Origin of the sequence: Vibrio tapetis subsp. quintayensis (assembly GCF_030409945.1) — a bacterium.
GTDB lineage: Bacteria > Pseudomonadota > Gammaproteobacteria > Enterobacterales > Vibrionaceae > Vibrio > Vibrio quintayensis.
In genome coordinates this window covers 110,635-135,105 of sequence record NZ_JAUFQV010000035.1, presented here as the reverse complement: position 1 = coordinate 135,105, position 24,471 = coordinate 110,635, and the positions used below count along the sequence as shown (strand labels likewise).

The 24,471-nt window shown below is 42.9% G+C and carries 24 protein-coding genes and 1 tRNA gene; 12 read left to right on the top strand and 13 right to left on the bottom strand.

Translation table 11 applies throughout. The annotated features are described in order from the left end of the window. Positions 1–61 precede the first annotated feature (61 nt). From QWZ04_RS18060 to QWZ04_RS18035, 6 genes are all read right to left on the bottom strand, one after another. Positions 62–859: a TrmB family transcriptional regulator gene (locus QWZ04_RS18060; RefSeq protein WP_290329825.1), complete on the bottom strand. Its 798-nt coding sequence runs from the start codon at positions 857–859 to the stop codon at positions 62–64. Between the two features lie 73 nt (positions 860–932). After that, positions 933–1,814, bottom strand: coding sequence for an ROK family protein (locus QWZ04_RS18055; RefSeq protein WP_290329648.1), 882 nt, complete (start codon positions 1,812–1,814; stop codon positions 933–935). 2 nt (positions 1,815–1,816) lie between these two features. Further along, entirely contained in the window at positions 1,817–3,604 is a 1,788-nt protein-coding gene (locus tag QWZ04_RS18050) for a glycoside hydrolase family 13 protein (protein ID WP_290329647.1), read from the bottom strand. Between the two features lie 19 nt (positions 3,605–3,623). Beyond that, entirely contained in the window at positions 3,624–4,457 is an 834-nt protein-coding gene (locus QWZ04_RS18045; RefSeq protein ID WP_102522584.1) for a sugar ABC transporter permease, read from the bottom strand. A 2-nt stretch (positions 4,458–4,459) separates the two neighbouring features. Then, entirely contained in the window at positions 4,460–5,743 is a 1,284-nt protein-coding gene (locus QWZ04_RS18040; RefSeq protein ID WP_290329646.1) for a carbohydrate ABC transporter permease, read from the bottom strand. Positions 5,744–5,752: 9 nt separating this feature from the next. Continuing rightward, on the bottom strand, positions 5,753–6,979 hold the full coding sequence (locus QWZ04_RS18035) for a sugar ABC transporter substrate-binding protein (protein WP_290329645.1): 1,227 nt from the start codon (positions 6,977–6,979) through the stop codon (positions 5,753–5,755). Positions 6,980–7,387: 408 nt separating this feature from the next. On the opposite strand from QWZ04_RS18035, the gene QWZ04_RS18030 reads away from it, so the two are divergent. The 6 genes from QWZ04_RS18030 to QWZ04_RS18005 all read left to right on the top strand — a co-directional run bounded on the left by QWZ04_RS18030 (position 7,388) and on the right by QWZ04_RS18005 (position 13,691). Further along, positions 7,388–8,419: a porin gene (locus QWZ04_RS18030; protein ID WP_290329644.1), complete on the top strand. Its 1,032-nt coding sequence runs from the start codon at positions 7,388–7,390 to the stop codon at positions 8,417–8,419. 22 nt (positions 8,420–8,441) lie between these two features. Beyond that, positions 8,442–9,476 carry a UDP-3-O-(3-hydroxymyristoyl)glucosamine N-acyltransferase gene (locus QWZ04_RS18025; protein WP_290329643.1) on the top strand — a complete coding sequence of 345 codons (1,035 nt, stop codon included), beginning with the start codon at positions 8,442–8,444 and terminating at the stop codon, positions 9,474–9,476. A gap of 20 nt (positions 9,477–9,496) precedes the next feature. Further along, on the top strand, positions 9,497–9,901 hold the full coding sequence (locus QWZ04_RS18020; protein ID WP_290329642.1) for a hypothetical protein: 405 nt from the start codon (positions 9,497–9,499) through the stop codon (positions 9,899–9,901). A gap of 34 nt (positions 9,902–9,935) precedes the next feature. After that, positions 9,936–10,415, top strand: a complete 480-nt coding sequence (locus QWZ04_RS18015) for a glycosidase (protein WP_290329641.1) — start codon at positions 9,936–9,938, stop codon at positions 10,413–10,415. Between the two features lie 125 nt (positions 10,416–10,540). Next, positions 10,541–11,662 (top strand): ABC transporter ATP-binding protein, encoded by a 1,122-nt coding sequence (locus tag QWZ04_RS18010; RefSeq protein WP_290329640.1) that lies wholly within the window; start codon positions 10,541–10,543, stop codon positions 11,660–11,662. A gap of 49 nt (positions 11,663–11,711) precedes the next feature. After that, positions 11,712–13,691: an alpha-amylase family glycosyl hydrolase gene (locus tag QWZ04_RS18005; RefSeq protein WP_290329639.1), complete on the top strand. Its 1,980-nt coding sequence runs from the start codon at positions 11,712–11,714 to the stop codon at positions 13,689–13,691. A 124-nt stretch (positions 13,692–13,815) separates the two neighbouring features. Here QWZ04_RS18005 and QWZ04_RS18000 read toward each other — a convergent pair whose 3' ends face one another. Then, entirely contained in the window at positions 13,816–14,028 is a 213-nt protein-coding gene (locus tag QWZ04_RS18000; RefSeq protein WP_290329638.1) for a hypothetical protein, read from the bottom strand. Positions 14,029–14,504: 476 nt separating this feature from the next. Continuing rightward, the gene (locus tag QWZ04_RS17995) at positions 14,505–15,716 is read right to left on the bottom strand and encodes a sugar efflux transporter (protein ID WP_290329637.1); all 1,212 of its coding nucleotides are present in this window, start codon (positions 15,714–15,716) and stop codon (positions 14,505–14,507) included. Positions 15,717–15,913: 197 nt separating this feature from the next. On the opposite strand from QWZ04_RS17995, the gene QWZ04_RS17990 reads away from it, so the two are divergent. Both QWZ04_RS17990 and QWZ04_RS17985 read left to right on the top strand, forming a co-directional pair. Next, complete coding sequence (locus QWZ04_RS17990; RefSeq protein WP_290329636.1) at positions 15,914–16,804, top strand: AraC family transcriptional regulator; 891 nt, start codon at positions 15,914–15,916, stop codon at positions 16,802–16,804. A 95-nt stretch (positions 16,805–16,899) separates the two neighbouring features. Further along, positions 16,900–17,391, top strand: coding sequence for a GNAT family N-acetyltransferase (locus QWZ04_RS17985; RefSeq protein WP_290329635.1), 492 nt, complete (start codon positions 16,900–16,902; stop codon positions 17,389–17,391). A gap of 99 nt (positions 17,392–17,490) precedes the next feature. Here QWZ04_RS17985 and QWZ04_RS17980 read toward each other — a convergent pair. Then, positions 17,491–17,567 (bottom strand) — tRNA-Arg (locus tag QWZ04_RS17980). A gap of 200 nt (positions 17,568–17,767) precedes the next feature. Here QWZ04_RS17980 and folD point away from each other — a divergent pair. After that, positions 17,768–18,628 (top strand): bifunctional methylenetetrahydrofolate dehydrogenase/methenyltetrahydrofolate cyclohydrolase FolD, encoded by an 861-nt coding sequence (folD, locus tag QWZ04_RS17975; protein ID WP_290329634.1) that lies wholly within the window; start codon positions 17,768–17,770, stop codon positions 18,626–18,628. A gap of 160 nt (positions 18,629–18,788) precedes the next feature. Here the strand turns inward: folD and QWZ04_RS17970 are convergent, their stop codons facing one another. The 4 genes from QWZ04_RS17970 to QWZ04_RS17955 all read right to left on the bottom strand — a co-directional run bounded on the left by QWZ04_RS17970 (position 18,789) and on the right by QWZ04_RS17955 (position 22,512). Further along, on the bottom strand, positions 18,789–19,994 hold the full coding sequence (locus QWZ04_RS17970) for a NupC/NupG family nucleoside CNT transporter (protein WP_290329633.1): 1,206 nt from the start codon (positions 19,992–19,994) through the stop codon (positions 18,789–18,791). A 240-nt stretch (positions 19,995–20,234) separates the two neighbouring features. After that, positions 20,235–21,179, bottom strand: a complete 945-nt coding sequence (locus tag QWZ04_RS17965; RefSeq protein ID WP_290329632.1) for a LysR family transcriptional regulator — start codon at positions 21,177–21,179, stop codon at positions 20,235–20,237. Positions 21,180–21,236: 57 nt separating this feature from the next. Beyond that, positions 21,237–22,208 carry a lytic murein transglycosylase gene (locus QWZ04_RS17960; protein ID WP_290329631.1) on the bottom strand — a complete coding sequence of 324 codons (972 nt, stop codon included), beginning with the start codon at positions 22,206–22,208 and terminating at the stop codon, positions 21,237–21,239. A gap of 28 nt (positions 22,209–22,236) precedes the next feature. Beyond that, complete coding sequence (locus tag QWZ04_RS17955) at positions 22,237–22,512, bottom strand: YcgL domain-containing protein (RefSeq protein WP_290329630.1); 276 nt, start codon at positions 22,510–22,512, stop codon at positions 22,237–22,239. Positions 22,513–22,689: 177 nt separating this feature from the next. Here QWZ04_RS17955 and minC point away from each other — a divergent pair, with 177 nt between their 5' ends. From minC to minE, 3 genes are read left to right on the top strand one after another with little or no spacing between them, the layout of a single operon-like run. Continuing rightward, positions 22,690–23,352, top strand: coding sequence for a septum site-determining protein MinC (gene minC, locus QWZ04_RS17950; RefSeq protein ID WP_290329629.1), 663 nt, complete (start codon positions 22,690–22,692; stop codon positions 23,350–23,352). 19 nt (positions 23,353–23,371) lie between these two features. After that, a complete protein-coding gene (gene minD / locus QWZ04_RS17945) occupies positions 23,372–24,184 on the top strand; it encodes a septum site-determining protein MinD (protein WP_290329824.1) in 813 nt (270 codons plus the stop codon). A 6-nt stretch (positions 24,185–24,190) separates the two neighbouring features. Then, on the top strand, positions 24,191–24,454 hold the full coding sequence (gene minE, locus QWZ04_RS17940) for a cell division topological specificity factor MinE (RefSeq protein WP_102522602.1): 264 nt from the start codon (positions 24,191–24,193) through the stop codon (positions 24,452–24,454). The last annotated feature ends 17 nt before the right edge of the window (positions 24,455–24,471 follow it).

The following is a 24,471-nucleotide window of genomic DNA, read 5'->3' as shown; positions in this document are numbered from 1 at the left end:
AAGGTCTACCGAGTAATTCCGTAGACCTTTAGTTTTATGGCATCAAGCAATGCTATTGTTTCTATCGAATTTTAGAAAGATCATCTTGTACCATGGCGTTAGATTGCTCATGGATAGTGTTGATTCTTACTCTGTTTTCTAGGTTTGCTCGCTCATATTCAGTAAGATAAATATCACTGTGTATATGCTCTGCAATCATCTTTACCATCAGCTTGTTATTGGTATAAAGCCCCATAGTTTCATCCCGATGAGAGAAAGCGAGCGCTAACTTCATATCTGCAACAAGCATAAATCGGTGCGATGGGTAATCTTGTTCAGGATCTTCTGAACGCGAATACATTTCCATTTTCTCGTGCGGTGTTTCCAGTTTATTGAACGAAAAGCCTATCACTCGTACACCACGTTCAATGGCTTCGCACAATTCTCGCTTGAACAGGCTCAAACGAAAATCTGAATTTAAATATATTTCCACATGCGCTTGGTTAATCAGCTCTTTCGCTTTTTGCACCAAATTGTCATAGCCCGAGACGTTATAAACAAACTCCTTCTCTTCTTGAAGCGCCATTTTAGAGAGCTCTTTCTTGAGAATAGCGATATTTGTAATGGTCTTCTTTTCAATCTGGCTAAAAATCAGATCGGGAGATTTAGCTTCATATTCTTTGGTATCTCCGTCCGAGAGAAAAATAAAACCATTGCTGTACAAATTATCTATTGAAGAATAGACCGACGAACGAGACAACGAAATCTCTTTAGCAATTTTGTAACCACTAGAACGTCCGTTTTTTAGCAAGGTGATGTACACCATGGCATCGGTTTTGGTAAAACCAAAATCCATCAATTTGGTTACAATTTCTGACACGAACTGACCTCTAATACTATTCATTAAGCTTCTTACCTAAGACTACCATTACCAACAATTTGACTCTAATTTTTTATGAATGAAGTGTCGCACCATAAGCGCTAGAAAAATGGCCTAACTCTGAACAAGATACGAGTGGAATATCTGAGTTATTACAATAACGCCCCAACGCGGCTTTTAAATCGAACGCTAAGGCTGGATAACGGCTTATCATTCCATACAAGACCAAGCGTGTTGGACGCAATTGCGAAATTTGAGGTGACAATGCCCGAGCTAATTGATCTACATACATTCGATAGATTCGAGTCGCCTGCATGTCATACCGCTCTAAGGCATCAAAGATTTCTTGTACAGTTAGATTGTTAAGCACCAATTGATGATACTGACGTTCTAGACCACCAGTGGACAGAAACTGATCAATACAGTTCTCGTTACCGCATCGACAAATGGGGGTTAACCCATCGTTAAGCGCTTCATAATAAGGCAATGGCGAGTGAGCCCAATGAGAAAAATCGACGCTGCTCGTTGCAACTGGCCGTTGCCGAACCGTTGAAAAACCAATACTGCAATCCGTATCCAGTACCACCGTCATCAAGCGTTCATTTTTGTTAGCCTTATTTCGTTTCATTTCGCTTAGCGCCGCCGCTTGTGCGCAGGTAATTGGTGTTTGATTCCAATCGTATTTACGTACATGACTCAATAATTTACTTTGTATTTTTTCTCGAAAAGGAGTGCCTTGTCCAAACCCGAATTGCAAATACTCAGAAATGCTTATCCCTATGCGCTCAATAGCACCATAACGAAACTGGTGATTAGATATTCTGGTATTCAAGCTTGATACGATGGTTTCCGTTGTGTTGGGTGTTTTATATTCAGACTCAAGTAAGGTCTCGCCACCGGCAGTAACGAGTACCATACGTATCCATTCGCTCTCTATCGACACACCAAGTTTCATAACTAGTTCAGTGACTTCACGCCGTCGATACGGTAGCCATAGCCTTCTAAGCTAACTTGGCGACCATCGATTTTGAGGCTCTTTGAACCTGAAGAGTTATTAAGAACGAAACGTAAATCACCGCGCTTGTACGCGACACAATCCTCGTCATCAAGCGTTAACCACTCAATAGATGCTTGATTAAACTCAGGGTTTGCTTTTCTCAATTCGATCAGAGATTGGATGAAGGCTTTGAAATCCAAATCTTGCTCGCTAAGATCCCACTGCATACATTTGCGATTGCCTTCTTGCCCCATTCCTCGTCGTCCATCAAGCCCGATTTCTCCACCGTAATAAATACAAGGCGCTCCCACTTGAGTGAACATGAATAAATACGCCAATTTCGCTTTCGCTTTATTGCCATCACAGAGACTAAGAATCCGAGTCGTGTCATGACTGTCGAGCAAATTAAACATCGCTTCATTAACATTACGTGGATAAGACAAATACGACTGGCTCACACCATCCATGAAGATTTGTTTGTCTGTTGTGCCTAATGCAAAGTAATCCGTCACGGCTTGCGTTAACGGGTAGTTCATTAGAGAGTCATATTGGTCTCCGCGCAGCCAAGGCATGCCTTCGTGCCATATCTCACCTAGGATATAACAATCTGGTTTGATGCCTTTGACGACTTGGCGGAAATCGCGCCAAAACGCATGATCGACTTCATTGGCAACATCTAGACGCCAACCATCAATATCAAACTCTTCCACCCAGTGTCTCGCGACGTCGAGTAAGTAAGCTCTGCACTCTGGATTTTCGGTGTTCAATTTTGGCATTTCAACTACGTTCGCAAACGTCTCGTAGTTCAAGTTCCAAAAGTCCCACTGATCTTTTGGCGTGTCTGGGTACACGGGAAATTCATGGATCCAGAACCAATCTGCATATTTTGAGTCTTGGCCTTTTTCAACCACATCTAGCCACAACGGTGACTGATGCCCGATGTGATTAAATACTGCATCCAGCATGACCTTCATACCACGCTTATGCGCCTCTTTCACCAGCGCTTTAAATGCTTCATTGCCACCAAAATGCGGATCAACATTGTAGTAATCTATCGTGTCGTATTTATGGTTCGCGTTCGCGGTAAAGACTGGACAAAAATACAAACCGTTAACGCCAAGTTCTTGCAGGTAATCAAGCTTGTCTAATACGCCCCATAAGTCGCCGCCCATAAAGTTATCCGAGACCGGAGTGCTCCCCCACGGCATAACATTTGATGGTGAAATATCTGGACGGCCATTTGCAAATCGCTCAGGAAAGATCTGATACCAAATTGTGTCCGGCACCCAACTTGGCGTCAGCAACACATCTTTTGGGTTGATGTAAGGGAAGCAATAGAAATTACTTAGATTACTTAGCTCAATTTCTGCCTCACGCTCATCACTTAAATCGGCACATTTTCTTTCACCAAACAGGATTTTTTCACCCTCTTTGCCATAAAGAATGAAACCGTAGCGGCTTCTGCGTTTTGGTGGTTTAAAGGCTGCGAACCAATGATCATGGTATTCCGTTGTGCCCTCTAAAACCATTTCGACTTCATTGCCACCAACCCAGCCGTGGGCATCACTGCCCCCTAAATTACCGCCATCTAAGCCGCCTTCAGCCCAGTGGTACGGGTCACCTATCCATAGTGACACTCGCTCTACTTCTCCTTTGGCACTGCGCAACCGAATATGCAGTGTCTCTTTATCGTAGGCGTAACTGTCCGCACTCTTTGCCGAGTGGGTCAAAGAACTTTTAGTAATCATGTTTTGTATTTCCTAATTATTATTCTTTTACTGCACCGCTGACGAGACCGGTGGTGATATGTTTTTGAGTCGCAACAAATAACAAAGTTATCGGTACTGCTACCAGTAGTGAGCCTGCGGCAAACAAGGTAAAGTTTTCTGCAGAGTTAGATGAAATCCAACTGAATATACCTATCGCTAATGTCATTTTTTCTTCGCTGCGTAATATCAAGGTTGGTAAAATAAAGTCCATCCAAGGGCCAGTAAATGACACCAAGCCGACGAACACTAAAATGGGCTTTGCCAACGGCAATATGATTTCTAAGAATATGGTCATATGCCCAGCACCATCAATTTTTGCGGCTTCATCTAACGAGGTGGGTATCGCATCAAAATAGCCTTTAACTAACCACACCATAAATGGAAGAGAACCCGTTACATAGACAAACAGCAAACCAATATAGGTATCAATCAAGCCCATTTTTGAGAGCAAAATATAAATCGCGGTCATGGATAAAAAGGCTGGGAACATTTGCAATACCAAAATGCTCATCATGATGTTTCGCTTACCTTTAAAACGGTAACGCGAAAACACAAACGCCGTCATGGTGACGATAACCAAAGAGATCAACATATTTGATGTCGCTAAAATAAAGGTATTTTTGTACCACTCAAAATAAGGCGTATCGGTGAACAACGCACTGTAATGCTCCAGAGTAAACTCAATATTACTAAATGAAGTACTGAACAGATTGTTGCCTTTTTTGAACGACGCCAAAATCGTCCAAATCACAGGCCCAAGTACCAATAAGGCATTCAGGGTTAAAAATAGGTAGACGATTAACGTCCCTAGTTTCTCTAAAATTTTACCCATAATTACATGCCCACATCGTCTTTAAATGAGTTCATTCTTCTAAACTGCCATATCGCAATGCCAGACAAGAATAAGAAAATAATGATCGAGATAACCGAGGCAATTTGATATTGCTGGAAATCAAGAGTCAGTTTGTATATCCAAGTAATCAAAATATCGGTATGACCGGCAAAACGATACTCTGGGTTAATTGGGCCACCTTCGGTTAATAAGAAAATAGCGCCGAAATTATTGAAGTTATGGGCAAACGTCATCACCAAAGAAGGCGCAACTTGGTGCAATACCATCGGCAAGGTTATTTCCCAGAACTGCTGAAATTTATTGGCGCCATCCACTTCGCTTGCTTCGTATAAATCAGCAGGAATATTGGTTAATGCTCCAGCAATCAACAGCATGAAATAGGGTGCTCCCACCCACACACTCACCGCTATAACGGTAAACTTGGCGAGTATCGGGTCAGACAAAAATGCAACAGAATCAAACCCCCAGCTATTTAGCGTTGCGTTAACAGGCCCTACTCCATTAAGCAACAAACGGAACATCAACAAAGTAACAAAAGCCGGGATTGCATAAGGTAGAATAAAGATAAAGCGCCATGCTTTCTTCGCTTTAATTTTCTTATTCTGCAAGGCCATCGCAAGGATGAAACCAAAGCCACACGTGCATATTGTGGCAAAAAATGCCCAAAGTACTGTCCAACTAGCAACACCAAAGAAGGTACTAGACCAGATCTTTAGCTCAAACAGAGAAAAGAAGTTCTTAAAACCGACCCAGTCAACCAAATTTCTTGGTGGGATATGGTTTGGTGCCGAGTAGTTGGTAAACGAAACCAACACGGTGATGACGATCGGCATGATGATAAATGCAATGCTCGCAATCACAGCAGGAGACAGCACAATAAACGCAAACTTGCTGTCATAGATTTCCTTTAGCTGCTGCCAAACAGACAAAGAAGTGCGCTCACATACTCGTGCATCTTTCACGTTAACAACGTAAATACAGGCAACAAGGAAGAGGGACATCAGTGCGATCACCCCTTCAACTAACATGAAGATTGAATGATCGCCTGGTATCACCTTAAAGCCCTTACGAACTTGCGCGACATCACCTAGGCTTACGAGCCCTTTTAGCATCACAACTAAATCAGGAAGCATGAGCAAGGTAAGAACCTGCAAAGCAAGAAAGAACACCCCTTTAACCCAATGCCCCTTTTGAATCTGAGTCGCGCCCATTATCAAAATCGAGGCAGGCACTTTTGGCACCACTTTGGTATCAGTTAACTGCATAAATCCTCTTTATTCCTGTAGCTGAATCTGCTCTTGGATAATTGAATATGCTCTGTCTAATGCTTCTTTTGGCGTTTTATTACTTACCCATAAAGCGGTAATCGCACTCGCCATTGGCGACCAAATGAAGCCCATTTCTGGAATCGACGGCATCGCATCAGCATAATAGCTTTGAGTGATGATCGCGTAGGTTGCCTCGTCGGCATCCACAATGATTTCTTCAAGTACTGACTTGATAGGTGGAATAGATTGGGTCATTTCATAACGCTTGGTCAGCATTTTAGGCGACGAAATATAATCGGCGAATAGTTGAGCAGCACGCGGGTATTCCGTGTATGAAGACACGACCGCTAAGCGTACGGTTGAAAATGTTCTTGGTTGCTGGCCATCCAGTGTTGGCATTGCAACAACGCCGAAATTCACACCCGAATTCTGATAGCCTTGAATTGCCCAAGGGCCATCAATAATCGCTGCAACTTTTCCCTCGTTAAATAAACCACGGCGAACCTGAGGGTTGCGCATGTCGTTTGGATTTGAGTTATTGGCTACTTGCAACGTTTTCATCGCCGCTAGGCCTTGTTGTGCCTTTTCGGAACTGATGCCAATATCCTTTGCATCTGTACCTTGCTTACCAAACTCATACGCTCCATATAAACTCACAAACATTCGTGATTCGTAGTAATTCTGAATATCCCAAAGTAACGCGTACTTATGCGCTTTCTTGTCATTAAACGTCTTGGAAAATTCCACCAACTCTTCAAACGTCTTTGGGGGATTAGGTAAGAGGTCTTTGTTATAGAACAACGCGGTGGTGGCGAAGCTAACCGGAAAGCCGTAATCGATACCTTCCGCTTTTGCAGCTGCAATCGCATTATCCATAAACGTTTGTTCTATTCGCTCGGCTGACACTAGGTTTTCCATCGCGCCACCAGCAACGACCAAACGCCCAAGTAAGTCATGCTCTATTTCAGCGACATCTGCAACGCGTGCTGAACCGCCGTCTTGAATTAATCGTGATGCTGAATCAATGGGTGCTAGCCCACGAAAAGAGAAGCTCACGTCGTAGCCGAAGTCTGCATTAAATTCCTTTGCCGCATACTCCATATAGTCGACGGTTGTCTTGTCTGTCCAGATAAGTAGTTCAGCGCCTGCTTCCGGTTTTATTTCTTCAGCATTGACCATGCCTCCCATAAATACCGACGCCAACAATGCTGTTGCTAATAGATTTTTGTTCATGCCTACACCGTTTCCGTTACATTTGGTAGTTCAGAATGTACTACTAGATTAATTCTGTTCGAACGTAAGTCAATATTTAATCGGAAAAGCCAAATAACAATTGTGACAAGCGTCACCATTACAGTGTTTAAAAGGCTTCATAACTAATATTCCAATCGCTTATTAAATGAATCAACCTTAAAATAATGAACGCAAAACCCAATCGCCCCATGAATTCAAAACACCAATATTTGTGACGCAAATCAACAAAACAGAGCGAAGTTAGTGACCAAACTCTCATTTAGGAACGACTAGGGAAGAAAAACAAATTTAAATGCAGAACAATAATTAGGCGTTCAACGTGAACTACTAATTTTTATTGGTCTTAGCTCTTACTCGCAACTCTGGATGAGTTGATAAGGAAATGTTGTGAACAAAACATTAATTTCGGTATTGGTGGCAAATGCACTTGTTGTTAGTACCTCTGCTTACGCTGCAAATAATCAACGCGGGATTACCGTAGAAAGAAGTATCTACGAATCGGTTGTGAACGATGCCATGAACTTTGGTGGTCACATTGGCACTTCATTCGAATATGAAGATAAAGTAACTACTGATTTCAACGGCAGTACGATTGAAGAACGTACTAAAACACATGAAGTGTTTGGGTTCTATTACAGCAACCCTACGTGGAACCTTGCTGCGCTTTACGCTTTAAAACTGGTAGATCGAGAACAGGTCAATAGTGGCGGGTATCATGAAACTGAAAACTCATACAAACACCTAATTTCCATGAATAAGGGGTTTGATCTATCCGACGGTTGGACAACAGGTCTCATCTATGACCTTGAAATCACGGATAGTCGCGTTTTTTCTAAAAATGTCACCGCGCATCCAAAACGTAAGTTTGAGCACAGCCTTCGTCCATATCTAACCTATTGGAACAACGAGTACAACGCTGGTGTGTACACCAATCTTGAGTACCTTTACAACGATGAAAACAAAGCCAGTTGGGGTAATCGTGAAGAAAAAGGATATTCCTTCTTAATTAAGCCATACAAACGAATGGGTAACTGGGAATTTGGTGTCGAGCTTTTCTACCAAATCAAAGATAACGATGACAGAGGTAGCAATGGTACTGTCAACGAAGTTAGTGACTTCACGGAAAAGTATGCTGAGCCAATTGTACAATACAGCTTTGAAGATGCTGGTGCCCTTTATGTCAGAACTCGCATCGGTGAAAACAAAACAACTGTCTCTGATGGTTGGTCAAAAGGTGACGAGTATTTCAAAGACATTCGCAAAGCGACAGTCGGATATGAACAGGCAGTCGGTGACGACTGGCTAATAAAAGCTGAATACGAGTGGGCGAATGACAAAGAAACGCACACAAGTAAACAAGGCCAAGAGAAAAACGTGGATCAAAACACCTTCTTCTTACAAGCCCTTTACCGTCTGTAATTTTATTTAAAGAGAAGACATTATGATTAAAGTTTCGGAACTTGCCGCTATTATCGGGGGAGAAATAGTTGGAGATGGCGTAAATGAAATTTCATTTATTCGCCCTATTCGTAGCCACGAAAAAGGTGGCTTAGCGATCGTATTCGCTAAGAAAGATCTTAAGGCAATTTCCGAAACTTTCGCTGATGTCATCATCGGCCCAAAAGATGTATTAAAAAGTGACGCAAAAGTAAAAATCGTCATCGAACAATTAGACACAGACAAGCTAAACCACTTATTAAAACTGTACAAGGTTCATAAGTATCAGCTGTTCGATCAAGGAAACACCTCAGAATCACCTGACGTCTATATAGGTAAGCATTGCACCATTGGTGAACATTGCCATTTCATGCCTGGTGTAAAAATCATGAATGGCGTAAGCATTGGCAATAACGTGGCTATCCATGCCAATACCGTCATTAAAGAAGGCTCCATCATTGGCAACAACGTCACCATCGATTCAAACAACTCTATTGGTAACTTTAGCTTTGAATACATGGCTGGAAAACGTAACCGATACGAACGAGTCGAAAGCGTCGGCCGAGTGATCATCGAAGACGATGTGGAAATTGGCTGCAACAACACCATCGACCGAGGAACCCTTGGCGACACCATTATTGGTCAAGGCACTAAAATCGATAACCTAGTGCAAATTGGCCATGACTGCCACATCGGCAAACACTGCTTACTCGTGTCTCAAGCGGGATTTGCAGGCCATACCATCTTAGAAGACAACGTGATTGTTCATGGGCAAGCAGGCACGGCGGGCAACTTAACCATAGGCAAGAACTCGGTGGTTAAAGCTAAATCTGGCGTCAGTCACTCATTCCCAGAAAACAGCGACTTATTTGGTTATCCAGCAAAAGATGCGCGTGCTTATTACAAGAACTTGGCCGTGTTGAGCCGATTAACTTTAGGCCAAGATAAAGCGAAGCGACAAAGCAAAAACAGCGCACAAGAACCGCAAGAAACAGCCATGCAGGAACGCAAAGGGTTGTTCGCCAACCTATTCAAATAACAAGCATAAGGCGATACGTAATGATGGATGACAACTTTAATTTGATCGAATCTACGATACGACTCGATAAGCACAATTTATTTCTTGAACTGGATGACGGTAGCCGTCTGTTTCTGCCAAAAAGCCAACAAGAAAAACTCCATCATTATGTAGACCAGAAAGTCGATTTTGGGATCCGCCCTGACTTTATATCCATCGCTGAAGAAAACGATCAATTGAATACTATTCATGGCGAATTGACATCGCTTGAAACCAAAGACGGTTTTCAGCTTGTTCATTTTAAAATCGCCCACAAAGAAATGATATCTCGCCTTCGCTATAGCGCCCTAGCCGCTTGCGATATCGGGCAATCGTTGCGCTTTAATTTTGATACCTTTTTTAGCCACATATTTGACCAAGATACTCAAGTTAATCTGACCATTTAATATCGATATACAAATAACCATTAGGTGAATAACGATGAAACGTACATTAATTTTAACGGCTCTTTTATCTGCAACATTAATGGGTTGCGCTAGCACCAGTGAAGAAGCAACGACAGCACAAATTGCGTCAGGCCCATTTGCTGACTGCAACTTGCCAACAGTTGAAGAGCGCGGACCAATTCGCCCTTCTTTATACGTCGTTGGCACTTTCCCTGAAGGCCAATGGATGCACAATGAAAACCACCAAATGGCCCACAAAGGCGATGGTATTTATCAAGTAGTTAGCCAAGAGACGGCCGGTAATGTGAGCCTGCAATTTGCAACCATGAGTTGGAATCCTCAATACACCGCTGCGGGAATGGAAATGACCGTAGGTTATGAAAAACAACTGAAACGTGGTGGTTTCGCTAAGAATACAGTCGTCAATATTCCAGAAGACGGCAAATACCTTTGGAGCATTGAAATCTCTAAGGACAAAAAACCCGTACGAGCACTCGTAATGAAGTGCCAGTAAGCTTTTTTCACTCTGGCGTGCTAGCTACTGCCGTTAGCTCGCCTTTGTGTCTTTACCCAGTGAATCATTAAAATCACTCAGTAAATATACAGTTATTGGAAACACCACCGAATGCGGAGTATCAAATGGCAACGGTAAGCCTACGCAAAGTAGAAAAACAATATGAGAACGGTTTTAAAGCGGTTCACGGCATTGACCTAGATATCAAAGATGGCGAATTCATGGTTTTCGTTGGGCCATCAGGCTGTGCAAAATCCACGACTCTACGCATGATAGCGGGCCTTGAAGACATTAGTGGCGGCGAAGTTTTTATCGGTAATCAAATCGTTAATACACTTCCGCCAAAAGATCGTGGTATCGCCATGGTATTTCAAAACTATGCCTTGTACCCACATAAAACCGTATTCGACAATATGGCATTTGGTTTAAAAATGCAGAAAAAGTCGAAAGAAGAGATCAAACAGCGTGTAGAAGAAGCCGCTGAAAAGCTTGAAATAACCGACTTACTGGATAGAAAGCCAAAAGAGATGTCAGGTGGGCAACGTCAACGAGTCGCGGTTGGTCGCGCTATTGTGCGTAAGCCAGAAGTCTTTCTTTTCGATGAGCCTCTATCTAACCTAGATGCAAAACTGCGTGTATCGATGCGAGTTAAAATTGCTCAACTGCACCAGTCTCTCAAAGAAGAAGGCAACCCAGCGACCATGATCTACGTAACCCATGATCAGACTGAAGCCTTAACGCTGGGCGATCGAATTTGCGTACTAAACCAAGGCAAAATCATGCAAGTCGACACGCCATCTAATTTATATAACCGCCCAGAAAACAAATTTGTCGCCAGTTTCATTGGTTCTCCTGCCATGAACTTGGTCGACACTGTTTTGCGCCAATCTGGCGAGGCCACATTTGTTGAAATTGCGCCTGGTGTTCGCATGTATATCCCTCTCGATAAGCAAACCAAACTGCAAGACTTTATTGATAAGCCTGTCTGTTTTGGCATTCGCCCTGAACATATATCTTTGGCAGAAGAAGGGGACACGTTCAATGCATTTGAAGGCGAATTAACGGTTGTTGAGAATATGGGTAACGAGAAATATCTTTACTTCAAAATTGGCGGCAAAGAGCTCATCGCCAGAGTGAACAACCAAGATATCACCACCTCAGATATTGGTAAGAAATTCCGATTTAACCTAAATACGGAATTCTGCCACATTTTCGATTTTATATCGGAACAGAACCTTACGATTTAATGGAAACCAATTTATCGCTTTTTAACTAAACTGATTCGGGGGAATCACCATGAAAAAAACAACCATATTATGCACCGCGATACTGGCCTCTTTGGCCGCGAGTGCATCAATGGCGAATGTTGTAGACACGAACTCGGTCTTGGCTTCACCTAGTCAAGCTCAAGCCAGTGAAACATTTTTAGACTTTCGACAAGAGACAATCTACTTTGTTTTTTTAGATCGTTTTAGTGATGGTGATTCCGCGAACAACACAGGTAATAACCCTGCAACTTATGACCCCAACAACCTCAAGAAGTACGTTGGCGGAGACATTCGTGGTCTTATTAATAAACTGCCGTACCTAAAGTCGATGGGTGTAACCGCTATTTGGATTACTCCACCCGTTGATAACGCAGACAACACAGATAAACACGGCGGCGCCGGCTACCATGGTTATTGGGGACGCGACTTTTTCCGCGTCGATGAGCACCTTGGCACAATGGATGACTTCAAAGAGCTCACCGCTAAGATGCACAGTTCTGAGTACAACATGAAAATGGTCTTGGACTACGCACCTAACCATTCTAGTGGTAATGATGAAAACGAATACGGCGCTCTATATCGCGATGGGCAATACATAACGGACTATCAAACAGACGTTGCTGCTGGTACCAATTGGTATCACCATAACGGTGGCGTCACTGACTGGACTGACTGGAATCAAGTACGTAACTACAACTTATTTAACTTATCGGATTTCAATCAAGCAAATCCGGCCGTCTATAACTACCTATTAGACGGTTCCAAATTTTGGATAGATGCCGGTGTTGATGCGATTCGAATCGATGCGATTAAGCATATGGATAAAGCGTTTATCCAGAAGTGGACAACCGACATTTACGATTACTCAAAAACAATTGGTCGCGAAGGATTCTATTTCTTTGGGGAGTGGTTTGGAGCCAGTGCTAATACGACGGCAGGAATCGATGGTTATGCGATTGATTACGCAAACACTTCAGGATCTGCCCTACTCGATTTCGGATACAGAGATACGATGGAGCGTCTGCTTACTAATCGTCCGGGTAATACGATGCAGACCCTGAACGACTATTTAGTAAAACGTTCAAACGTATTCAGTAGTGATGATTGGCAAGTGGTCTTTTTAGATAACCACGACATGGCGCGCATCTCGACAGCACTGCGCTCAAACGCAAGTACTTTTGGTCCCGGCAATAGTGAACAAGGTGGTAACCAATCGGCTGATTTTGCTAAAAAGCGCGTCGAGTTAGGCTTAGTGGTCACTATGACCGTTCGAGGGATCCCGGCAATCTATTATGGAACAGAACAATACGCGGCAAACTTTACCACTAACGCATTTGGCCAAGTCGGTAGTGACCCATACAACCGTGAAAAAATGCCAAATTTTGATGAAACAACAGAAGCATATGGGATCATTAAAGCCCTCGCTGATCTACGAAAAGTAAGCCCTGCGATTCAAAAAGGCAGCTATTCCCAACGTTGGGTTAACGAAGACATTCTCGTTTATGAACGTAAATCAGGAAATGATGTCGTTGTGGTTGCCGTGAATAAAGGTAGCAATCAATCGATTAACGTAGCGAATCTTGGCTTAGCGAATGGCAGTTACACCAGCTTGGTCGGTAGTGATGTTGTCTCCGTAACTTCAGGAGCAGCAACACTTCATTTGGACCAAAATGAGTCTATTGTTTTACACTCAAAAGGCGGTGACGAGTCCAATCTGGTTGATGTGACTTTTACATGTAACAACGGTCAGACTTCGTTCGGACAAAGCGTTTACGCCGTGGGCAATCAAACGCAATTAGGGAGCTGGTTACCAGCTGGAGCCATTAAACTCACACCAGCAAGCTACCCTTCGTGGCAAGCTACCATCTCTGTGCCTAGTGCAGCAAATATAGAATGGAAATGCCTTAAACGTTCAGAGGTTGATCCTACTGTTTCAGTAGAATGGCAAAGTGGTGCGAATAATATCTTCAACAGCGGTCAAGTTACATCGAGCACTGGGGCTTTCTAATAATCGCCAATCTAGGCTATTAAATTAAAGAATGACTTCGGTAAGAAAATATCCAAATTATGCGCCGTGATTACGCATTAATATTTGGTATTTTAAAGTGGTATGTTACCTAAGATTACGTCAGTTAAGCGCTTTGAACCATAAAGCTGCCTAGCTGGCGTCCTTTCCTATTCAGGATTTGTCCTTTACCTGATTGTTCGCAATAGTGAAATTCAAGGTCAATGTCTGAAACTTTCCCAAGTACCAGTACGTGTCTCTTCAAGATATCGCTATTAAGTTGGTGCATTTTCGACGTCCAGAAGACGTTATTTTCTCTAATATTAAAATCTACTGTCATATCTCTCTTATTTTTTGTTTACGTTGTGGTTTTTTTGAAACCAAAATCTCTTACGACCGGCTGAACGTGCCATATTTGTCCTCTCTTAAATTAAATATTGAAATACGCATTTTGAATAGCATTAAATAACAGGATCAGAACTCACCGACTGGCACTTCCTTAACAGGAAATAAGTCGAAGGATCAGAACAAGCTATTGCTATCTTGCACGCGCATTTTAATGGGTTATAAAAATTATCGAATCTGAATTTGAAGCTAAGGGAAACACTAGAACTGCTACTACGAGGAAGTTGGAGGGTTTTGCTTTACTTTTTTCTTTCAATAAATGGCTCTGCTATCAGAACGAAGCGAACTATCACATAAGAATTTATTGTTGTAAAGCTATTTCTTGAAAATTTTATCACTGCAACAATTGCGTCTACTCGCTAACAAAAACTCGGAATCAACCCGCTGATTCCGAGTTTTACTGCAGGCCTATTACGGCTGAGAACGCTCCAATATCAATTTTTTATCCATTGGATTGTTTCTACAAAAGGTTACATAAAAATACCCCATCAACATGAACGCACAGGCCGTCGCACCAAAGCTCACATAAAGGGTCGAGTGGTAATTGTACTTTTGAGCAACGAGCCCTACCGACACACTCGACAACAAAATACTCACCTGCATTAAATTCGAAAACAGAGTTGAAGCAACACCCAATTGGTGCTTCATTCGATCCTGTAGCGCAACCATCCCTAACGTCGCAATTATTCCGACGAAAATACCATTAACTATTTGCAGCGCAAAAAATTGCCACACTTGGTTCGCCATTGCCATCCCCATATAAAACAGGGTGCCAACAACAGATGCCACCAATAACAGCTTATAAACGCCAAACCTTTCGGACAAACGACCCGCTTTTAGCATGATGGGAATTTCACAAAGTGCAGCGCATCCAAATAGCATTCCAGCCCAACTTGCACCAATACTCAGCTCTTGGCTGAAATACAATGGCATTGACGTTATATAAAGGTTATTTGCGGCGAACATTGCCAATAATGCAACACTTAACAATAAGATTGGCGCATTTTTATACCACTTAAAATCCACGTTTTCGCTCGATTCCGTGTTCTTCGTCGTTTCTCCATCAGGGAGAAAAAAGTACACCACTAAAATGGTCACCACGACCATCGTAGCCGATGCCAAAAACGACGCAGAGAATCCAAACGCACCTTTAAGTATAAAAGCGATTGGAGGGCCAAAAACCCAGGCAACAGCCATGCCTGCACGCATAGTAGAAAGAAACGTAACGCCGCTTTCTTCTAAGTGCTCGTCCGCATACTCACGCCCTAGCGCAAACAACTGACCATAAATTGCGCCACTTACGCTTCCAAAAACGAACGCGATGCCCACGGCCACATAGTAATTGTCTAGAAAAGCAAAACTCACAACAGTGATAAAATAACAACTAAACGCCACCAGCAGGATTCTTTTACGCCTCCAGCTTTTATCTGAGTTATAGGCAATGAACTGAGACATCACAACCGAACTGACAACCGCAAGGATCATATAAGCGCTTAACATATATGGAGTTGCACCTAGATGTTCGACCATGAACACACTCGATAAGGGATAAAAAAATGAGCCACACAGGCCCGAAGCAAAGGTGGTCAGGATAAACAATATAGCGGTTCTGTCGGCAAACATAAAGCCTCCGTTCTTTCATAAAATAGACAATCTCAAATCCATCAAGTGCAACACTCTGATGAATTGCGCTCATTTTAATCAAGAACTCCTCGCATTATTGATAGGAATCCGTCGTCAATTGATACTTTTCTCCCAAATTACCGCTAATTATTGAATGAATAATATATATTATTGGTGGATGGATGATGAGGTCGCCGATGAAACCGCGCATAGAAAACATAAGCAGTAAAAACAATTTTAGCTGGATGGTGAAAGAATATTGCTGTTCAGTCCCTAAGACTGAATTTCAATGTCCTTGGCACTATCATAGTGAGTATGAATTGGTGATTTACCGCGATCCGTGGGATGCATTTCAAGGCACATGCTTCGTGGGCGATTACATAGGGCCAATTGAGCACAATACCTTAGTCTTGTACGGCCCAGGCTTACCGCATATGGTGGCGGGCAACATCAACGGCTCTAAAGAAAAACCTCAACACTCTCTTATTTTATGGTTCAGCCACGCATGGGTTGAATCTATCTTAAGCGCAGCGCCAGAATTTGCTTTATTCAAAAACACATTACGCCGCTCTGGTCACGGCCTACAATTTAGTAAAACCACGTCAGATAAGATCTACCAGTTACTTTCTGGTATCGATGAGCTCCCGCCACATCACCAGTTTTTGCACCTAATAGAGAGTTTAACCCTACTCGCGGATGATAATCAGAGCTCTGAAATGTCAGCACGCAGCTACGGTCCAACAGAGCATTTTCAAGACGATGAACAGCACAAAAAAGTTGAACTCGCGCGGCAGTATTTAGAAAAAAACTATCAAGACCCCATAAAAATTCGCGATTGCAGCCACGTCCTTCACATGAGCGAAAGTTCGGTTTATCGTTTATTTGAGCGCCACTTCAATGAAAGTTTTTCCGAGCACTTAAAAAGCTTCCGAATAGGTAAAGCCTGCGAGTTGTTAGTCAATTCCCAAGTCCCTATTTCGCTAGTGGCCGAACAGTCGGGCTTTACCAATTTATCTAACTTTAATCGCCAATTTAAAACCATTAAAGGCATGACACCAAGGGACTTTCGGGTGCAATTTAATCGTTAGTTAAATTGGTGTGCATGCATCCAGGGCTTAACATAGGTTAATGACCCAGCACTAGTTTCCTCCTATATTGTCACCTTAAAAAAGGAACAATGACGATGATTAAGTGGCACGTTAAAAAATTTGACGATCTTTCTGTTCAAGAGCTATACGCCTTCTTAAAGCACAGGGTCGATATATTTATAGTAGAAATGGACACACCATATAATGACCTAGATGGTAAAGACAGCGATCCTGGGACTTATCACGTTATGGGATATAAAGAAAATGAGCTAGTCGCTTATAGTCGCATTATGGGAGAAAAAATCGGGTACCCGTCCGATGTACTGCCATTACTCGACTCAAACGCAAGTGATGTTTGTATTGGCCGAGTAATCGTAACCAGAGACTATCGTGGCAAACAGATTGGCAACCAGCTCATGCAAGTTAGTTTTGACGCGGCTCGTAAGGTTTACCCAGACAGCTCCATTTTTATTTCTGCTCAAGAGCACTTAAAAGATTACTACGGAAAATTTGGATTTGAGGTGGTAACAGATCGCTACTTGGAAGATGGCTGCTGTATGTTGGGGTTAAGGCATACCCCTTTATAATCTAACTGGGGATGCTCATTTCTTAGAGATCGATATATACCAATCTTGCTAAAACGACAAAAGCCTGACAACTCTAGGAGTTATCAGGCTTTCTAAATGTGGTACGCCCTGAAGGATTCGAACCTTCGACCACATCCTTAGAAGGGACGTGCTCTATCCAGCTGAGCTAAGGGCGCGCTACAGGGAAAGGATTATACGAGTTGAGCGCCCAAGGTCAACGGGTTTATCTAACATTCTGATCTGAATGGCCAAAAAAAAACCATGCCGATGCTTTTTACAGCATTCATTAGTAAAGCAATCGATTGCCTAATGGCATTTGTCACACTTTTTTGCGACAATGTGCGCCAGTGTTAGTCCCATTATCTCAAGGAATACCATGACTGCTCAAAATATTGATGGAAAATTGATTTCACAAACGGTTCGCTCTGAAGTCGCGGCTCGTGTAAAAGCTCGCACGGATTTGGGCTTACGAGCTCCTGGTCTTGCCGTGGTTCTTGTAGGTCAAGATCCAGCATCTCAAGTTTATGTTGGCAGTAAACGTCGTGCATGTGAAGAAGTTGGGTTTGTTTCTAAATCTTTCGATCTTCCAGCAGACTCGTCTCAAGAAGCATTATTAGAGCTTGTTGACCAGCTAAACCAAGACGATGAAATCGATGGTATTTTGGTTCAATTACCACTGCCTGCAGGTATTGATGACACACTGGTGTTAGAGCGAATCCACCCAGAAAAAGATGTCGATGGTTTCCACCCTTATAACGTTGGTCGTTTATGTCAGCGTATGCCGAAATTAAGGTCTTGCACACCTAAAGGCATAATTACTCTTCTTGATCGTTACAACATTGAATTACGTGGTAAACACGCTGTTGTGGTTGGTGCTTCTAATATTGTTGGCCGCCCAATGACAATGGAGTTATTGCTAGCAGGGTGTACAACCACTACCTGTCATCGTTTCACAAAAGATTTGGAGCATCACGTGCGCCAAGCCGACGTTGTTGTTGTGGCTGTTGGTAAGCCTAACTTCATTCCTGGGGCCTGGATCAAAGAAGGCGCTATCGTGGTCGATGTAGGTATCAACCGTCTAGAGTCAGGCAAGCTTATTGGCGACGTTGAATACGACGTAGCGAAAACCAAAGCAAGCTTCATTACTCCGGTACCTGGCGGTGTTGGGCCAATGACGGTTGCGAGCTTAATAGAAAACACGATGCTAGCTTGTGAGCAATACCACAGCGACAAATAAGACGCTCAGCTTTACATGAAAGCCAGATGATAAAAAGGCTCACCGCAAACGGTGAGCCTTTTTTGTACCCAACCATTTAATCGATTAGGTACTACACGCCAGTGTTTTGGGGGCTAACATGCACTACGCTTCAATACGTTATTGCATGCTGCCTAGATTTTTAGATTGAAAGAATAACACCTGCAATCGCTGCGCTCATTAAGTTCGCAAGTACCCCGGCAGTTATTGCCTTAGCTCCATTATTGGAGATATAAGTGCGGCGTTCTGGCACTATGCTGCCAAGGCCACCAATTAACATGGCCATAGTTGATATATTGGCAAAGCCACACAATGCAAAAGTAACGATGGCTTGTGAATGTTCGCTTAACTGATCTTTCACTTCCATTAGCTGGATAAATGCGACGAACTCATTCACGACGACTTTATTACCAATCAAAGAACCTGCGACAATTGCTTCATTCCACGGAATACCTAGTAGCCATGCAACAGGAGCAAAAAGGTAACCCATAATTAAGCCAAAACTCAGCTCAAACCCAAACCATGAACCGACGTGACCGAGCAAACCGTCTAGCAGGGCGATCACACTGACAAAAGCCAGTAGAGTTGCACCAACTGCAACAGCGATACGCACACCAGACATGGCGCCATCCGCCATGGCTTCAACAACATTGGCTGCACGAGGAATATCAACGTTTTCTAAGTCATTAATTTGCACGTCATCTGGGCTTGGTGGTACCAAGATTTTTGCCATTAATAATCCCGCCGGCGCTGACATGAAAGCCGCTGCAATCAAAAAGTTTAGGTCCACACCTAACGACGCATAACCAGCTAAAGTGCCACCCGCTACCGAAGCTAGGCCACAGGTCATTACCGCAAAAAACTGAGAGTCACTCATCTTACTTAGGTAAGGCTTAACAACCAACGGAGCCTCAATCATACCAACGAAGATATTTGCAGTTGCAGACAGCGATTCTGCGCGGCCCGTACCCAGCAGTTTTTGCAAAGCACCACCAATTAAATTGATGACCCTTGGCATTAGCCCTATGTGATAAAGCCCTGAAATTAAGGCCGAGAAAAAGATGATCACACCCAGAACATTGATGGCAAATACAAAGCCATTACTTCCATCCGCTAAGCCCCCAAATAAGAACCCTATACCATGTTGTCCATAATCAATCAGACCAGCCACTGCCCCCGTCACGCTGTTTAGCGCATTTTTGCCAGCAGGCAAATATAAAACAAGGTACGCAAAAAATATTTGCAAAAGGAAGGCCAAGCCTACCGTGCGTAATGGAATGTTTTTGCGATCAGTTGATAACAACCAAGCAGTAAATAGAATGGCAATGATGCCTAATATAGAAGTCATGTCGCGTCTTTTAGAGTATATAAAACAGGAAAGACGCGCATTGTAAGAGCGGGAACAATAGATGCAAGCTAGGCTTGTTAATGGTTTGATGCAAATTCTGGCGAGTAAAATCTAAACAACAGTAACATGCTGATTTAATAGAGTTATCAATAACCATCAACTCTACTATTTCTCTATGGAAAAAATATTTCCCACCATAGAAACAATCGTTTGCTTTTTATCGGATAGAGGTTGTTTAAGTCACGAACTTAGATTGATCGAAGACTGAAGCGACTTGTCCCAGTAAGGCTTATCACCCAAACGTTGCTTAAGAAAATCAATGACCACTGCTAGTTTCTTCGGCTTATGCTTACGGCTTGGGTACACTGCATAAAATGTCATTTTTTGATTGGCTCGCCAGTCTGGCAACAACTGAAGCAACTCCCCTTTACGAAATTCATCTTTAAGCAAGTAAGTTGCTAAGTAAGCAATTCCCCACCCTGAAATAGCGGCATTCCGAACCGCTTCTGCCAAATCTACTTGATAGTTTCCCGATACATTGATCCATAATTCTTCGTCTTCCTTGCTAAAGCTCCAAGTACTGTAATCTCTCTGGCGGCTGTGATAAATCAAGCAATTGTGTTCCATCAGATCTTGAGGCAGATACGGCGTACCGCACTTAGCCAAATAGTTCGGTGACGCAACCAACACAAAGCGTGTATCAGTTAGCCGTTGTGCGACATAACCATCTGGCAGTTGCTCAAGGTTTGTTATCCATAAATCCAGCCCGATCTCGACCATATCCACATAATCGTCAAATAAGCTAACCTCTATCTGCAATAATGGGTAAGCCAATTGCAACTCTTCTATTAATGGGATGATATGTAATGTGCCAAACGACTGAGCAATACCAATTCGCAACGGGCCAGACACCTCGTCACGCTGGTCTTCAACCAGATTAGCGGCGTCTTCCATCGCGCTCATCATCGTTTTACAGCATAGATAAAATTGCTCGCCCGTTGGTGTTGCCGATACGGTACGTGTTGTTCTTTGTACCAATTTAACTTTGAGTTCCGATTCCAGCTTGGCAATTTGCTTACTGACGTGAGAAACCGATACGTTGAGTTGCTTTGCTGCAACAGTGAAGCTTCCATGCAAGATCAAATTGTAAAAAATCACCATTTGACTGGCTCTTTCTGTCGACATGTTCAATCCTTAGCATTAAAAAAGGGCCCATATAGAGCCCTCTCATTTTACATTTTATTAATCGAATTTAATTCTATCGGCCAAATGGCTAACCGCTAACGCAAAATAATAAGAGCGGTTCCATTTCATTAGCACCTGATAATTATTATAGATGAGATAGGCTCGTCCATTTACGTCATCAGGCATGATAAGCCAAGCTTCAATATCCGTTTCTGGTTGAGGTAGCGTCTGACCGTTCATACGTGTTACACCAAGTTCTGCCCACTGGGTTAAGGTCTTGGCTTTTTCTTGTTGACGCCCTTGTAGTTCATTATCAATCCCTTTCGGCACTAATACTTGGCGGCCCCAAGTATAGGTATCATCCCAACCGGATTGCTTAAGATAGTTAGCAGTAGATGCAAATACATCGGCTTTGGTGTTCCAAATGTCTTTTTTGCCGTCGCCATTACCATCGGCTGCGTAAGCAATAAACGAACTCGGCATGAACTGGCATTGTCCCATCGCACCAGCCCAAGAGCCTTTCATATCTTTGGCTGCAATATGACCCTGCTCAAGTATTGTTAAGGCCGCCATGGTTTCTTTACGGAAGAAAGCTTCACGTCGTCCGTCGTAAGCTAACGTCGTTAATGCATCGATCACGCTATAACCACCGGTAAACTTACCGAAATTACTTTCAACACCCCACAGCGCCACAATAAATCGCGGTTGAACCCCGAACTCATCACCGATCTTTTTAAGTTCAGTGTAGTGCTTGCTGTATAGAGCTTTTGCCTGTTTTACTTTCCAGTCAGGCACTGCTCTAGGAATGTATTCATCCAGAGTCAATCGCTTTTCAGGCTGATTTCTATCGGCTTTGACGGCACGTGGTTTGTACGTTACATCGACAAATGCACTGCTTAAGGTTTGTTCAGAGATCCCTTTCTGTCTGGCTTCGGCTTTTAATTCACTGACGTATTCATCAAAGGTTGGCTTCGCCATTAAAGATGTTGATAAACCCAGCCCTATAATTGTTGTTATAATCTTCCTCAACCTAACTCTCCTTTCGCATTTTGGCTTGCTACGAACGTGCAGCCTTTTGCTCTTTGTATTTTTCTAATTGGTTTTCAACTGGCGGTGGCACTTGCAAAAAGAACCCGTCCGTCTTTAGTGAATGTTTTACTTTCTCGATATCTACTTGAGCTAATGTTCTGCCATCCATCTTAATCACCATAACGAACATTGGCGTACCAAACACCTTCTTCAGTTCTTCTGGTACATCAGAGAAATCGTCTTTTTTTGGAACGTAGAGGTACATACCTTCTTTCTTGCTGCTTTTGTAGATAGAACACAACATAAGTAACCTATTTTTAATCCTTTTGTTCACACATAAAGTTAAGTTTTCGCAAACTTTATGAGATTTTGGTCTGAAAGCGCCTATTTAGCAATAAGATTGCTTGATGAGGCTAGTTAACAAATATAACATGCTTACATCTCTTGGCTATCGTAATAGCATAACGTTCGAAGAAGTAAGATGACTACAACAACAGATTTAAAAGGAAGCAGTTTCACCTTATCTGTTCTCCACTTATCCGGAAATCAAGTTGAAGACAGCATTTCCTTCCTCAATCAGAAGGTTGAGCAGGCTCCTGCTTTCTTCGCTAATGCGCCGGTAGTGCTTAACGTCGAAAACGTTTCAGGTGACATTGACTTTCACGTACTGAAAGCGGGCGTGCTCAACGCAGGCATGATCCCTGTTGGCGTCGCTGGCTGTAAAGACAGGCGCGCACAAGATTCAGCAAAACAAGCTGGCTTTGCGTTGATGTCGGCAAGTAAGTCGCCAACCAGAGAACCTGCAAAAATGGCTCCAGTTAAAATAATTCGAACTCCGATTCGTTCTGGGCAACAGGTATATGCCAAAGACGGCGACTTAGTGATCTTAAGCCACGTCAGCGCAGGTGCAGAAGTGATTGCCGATGGCAGTATTCATATTCACGGCACGTTACGCGGCCGTGCAATTGCCGGAGCGAGTGGCCAAACGCAAGCCAAGATAATTTGTAACGATTTGCAAGCAGAGCTGATTTCCATCGCTGGAAACTATTGGCTTAGCGATAAAATTGAAAGTGGGTATTGGCAGAAGAAAATCATGTTTGGCATGATAGATGACCAACTGCATATCGACATACTCAGTATTTAAAAATAATAAGGAATTAATGATGGCACGCATTATTGTTGTTACATCAGGCAAAGGTGGCGTAGGTAAAACGACCTCGAGTGCAGCTATTGCATCTGGTCTTGCTCTTAAAGGCAAAAAAACCGCAGTAATAGACTTTGATATCGGCTTACGTAACCTAGATCTCATCATGGGTTGCGAGCGTCGCGTTGTTTACGATTTTGTAAATGTAATCAATGGCGAAGCAACGTTAAATCAAGCACTTATTAAAGATAAGCGTACCAGCAATCTTTTCATTCTACCCGCTTCTCAAACTCGTGATAAAGACGCGCTAACGAAAGAAGGCGTAGAACGCGTATTTAAAGAAATGGACGAGATGGGTTTCGACTTCATTATCTGCGATTCTCCCGCAGGTATCGAGCAAGGCGCGCTGATGGCGCTATACTTTGCAGATGAAGCCATTGTTACCACCAACCCAGAAGTCTCTTCTGTACGCGATTCAGACCGTATTTTAGGTATCTTGGATTCAAAGAGCCGACGTTCAGAATTGGGCCTTGAGCCAGTTAAACAGCATTTATTACTGACTCGCTACAACCCTGCACGTGTCGCAACAGGCGAAATGCTGAGTGTTGAAGATGTTGAAGAGATTCTTCATGTTCCATTGATTGGTGTGATTCCAGAAAGCCAAGCTGTACTGAATGCATCTAACAAAGGTGTACCGGTAATTTTCGATGAAGAAACCGACGCAGGTATGGCTTACGGTGACGCCGTAGAACGCTTACTTGGTGAAACTATTGAATTCCGCTTTTTGACTGAACAGAAAAAAGGCATCTTTCAACGACTATTTGGGAGCTAGTTAATTATGTCACTGCTGGAGTTTTTCCGACCACAAAAGAAAACATCCGCGAATGTTGCCAAAGAGCGCTTGCAGATCATCGTTGCTGAACGCCGCAAAGAAGGGCAAGGTTCGCCTTCTTATTTGCCTCAATTAAAGCAAGACATTCTTGAAGTTCTTAAGAAATACGTAGACGTAAACCCTAACATGGTTGAAGTATCGCTAGATCAGAGCGATACCGACTTGTCCGTGCTAGAGCTGAACGTTAAGCTGCCTGACGAAGAGAAATAATTTTTTCATTTCGAGCT

Bases quoted from the DNA above. Each gene is read 5' to 3' on its own strand.
- QWZ04_RS18000 (WP_290329638.1), bottom strand. From the start codon at position 14,028: ATGACAGTAGATTTTAATATTAGAGAAAATAACGTCTTCTGGACGTCG.
- QWZ04_RS17965 (WP_290329632.1), bottom strand. From the start codon at position 21,179: ATGTCGACAGAAAGAGCCAGTCAAATGGTGATTTTTTACAATTTGATC.
- QWZ04_RS18055 (WP_290329648.1), bottom strand. From the start codon at position 1,814: ATGAAACTTGGTGTGTCGATAGAGAGCGAATGGATACGTATGGTACTC.
- QWZ04_RS18020 (WP_290329642.1), top strand. From the start codon at position 9,497: ATGATGGATGACAACTTTAATTTGATCGAATCTACGATACGACTCGAT.
- QWZ04_RS17995 (WP_290329637.1), bottom strand. From the start codon at position 15,716: ATGTTTGCCGACAGAACCGCTATATTGTTTATCCTGACCACCTTTGCT.
- QWZ04_RS18005 (WP_290329639.1), top strand. From the start codon at position 11,712: ATGAAAAAAACAACCATATTATGCACCGCGATACTGGCCTCTTTGGCC.
- QWZ04_RS17970 (WP_290329633.1), bottom strand. From the start codon at position 19,994: ATGACTTCTATATTAGGCATCATTGCCATTCTATTTACTGCTTGGTTG.
- QWZ04_RS18010 (WP_290329640.1), top strand. From the start codon at position 10,541: ATGGCAACGGTAAGCCTACGCAAAGTAGAAAAACAATATGAGAACGGT.
- folD (WP_290329634.1), top strand. From the start codon at position 17,768: ATGACTGCTCAAAATATTGATGGAAAATTGATTTCACAAACGGTTCGC.
- minE (WP_102522602.1), top strand. From the start codon at position 24,191: ATGTCACTGCTGGAGTTTTTCCGACCACAAAAGAAAACATCCGCGAAT.
- QWZ04_RS17985 (WP_290329635.1), top strand. From the start codon at position 16,900: ATGATTAAGTGGCACGTTAAAAAATTTGACGATCTTTCTGTTCAAGAG.
- QWZ04_RS17990 (WP_290329636.1), top strand. From the start codon at position 15,914: ATGAAACCGCGCATAGAAAACATAAGCAGTAAAAACAATTTTAGCTGG.
- QWZ04_RS18045 (WP_102522584.1), bottom strand. From the start codon at position 4,457: ATGGGTAAAATTTTAGAGAAACTAGGGACGTTAATCGTCTACCTATTT.
- QWZ04_RS17955 (WP_290329630.1), bottom strand. From the start codon at position 22,512: ATGTTGTGTTCTATCTACAAAAGCAGCAAGAAAGAAGGTATGTACCTC.
- minD (WP_290329824.1), top strand. From the start codon at position 23,372: ATGGCACGCATTATTGTTGTTACATCAGGCAAAGGTGGCGTAGGTAAA.
- QWZ04_RS18040 (WP_290329646.1), bottom strand. From the start codon at position 5,743: ATGCAGTTAACTGATACCAAAGTGGTGCCAAAAGTGCCTGCCTCGATT.
- QWZ04_RS18035 (WP_290329645.1), bottom strand. From the start codon at position 6,979: ATGAACAAAAATCTATTAGCAACAGCATTGTTGGCGTCGGTATTTATG.
- QWZ04_RS18050 (WP_290329647.1), bottom strand. From the start codon at position 3,604: ATGATTACTAAAAGTTCTTTGACCCACTCGGCAAAGAGTGCGGACAGT.
- QWZ04_RS18015 (WP_290329641.1), top strand. From the start codon at position 9,936: ATGAAACGTACATTAATTTTAACGGCTCTTTTATCTGCAACATTAATG.
- QWZ04_RS18025 (WP_290329643.1), top strand. From the start codon at position 8,442: ATGATTAAAGTTTCGGAACTTGCCGCTATTATCGGGGGAGAAATAGTT.
- minC (WP_290329629.1), top strand. From the start codon at position 22,690: ATGACTACAACAACAGATTTAAAAGGAAGCAGTTTCACCTTATCTGTT.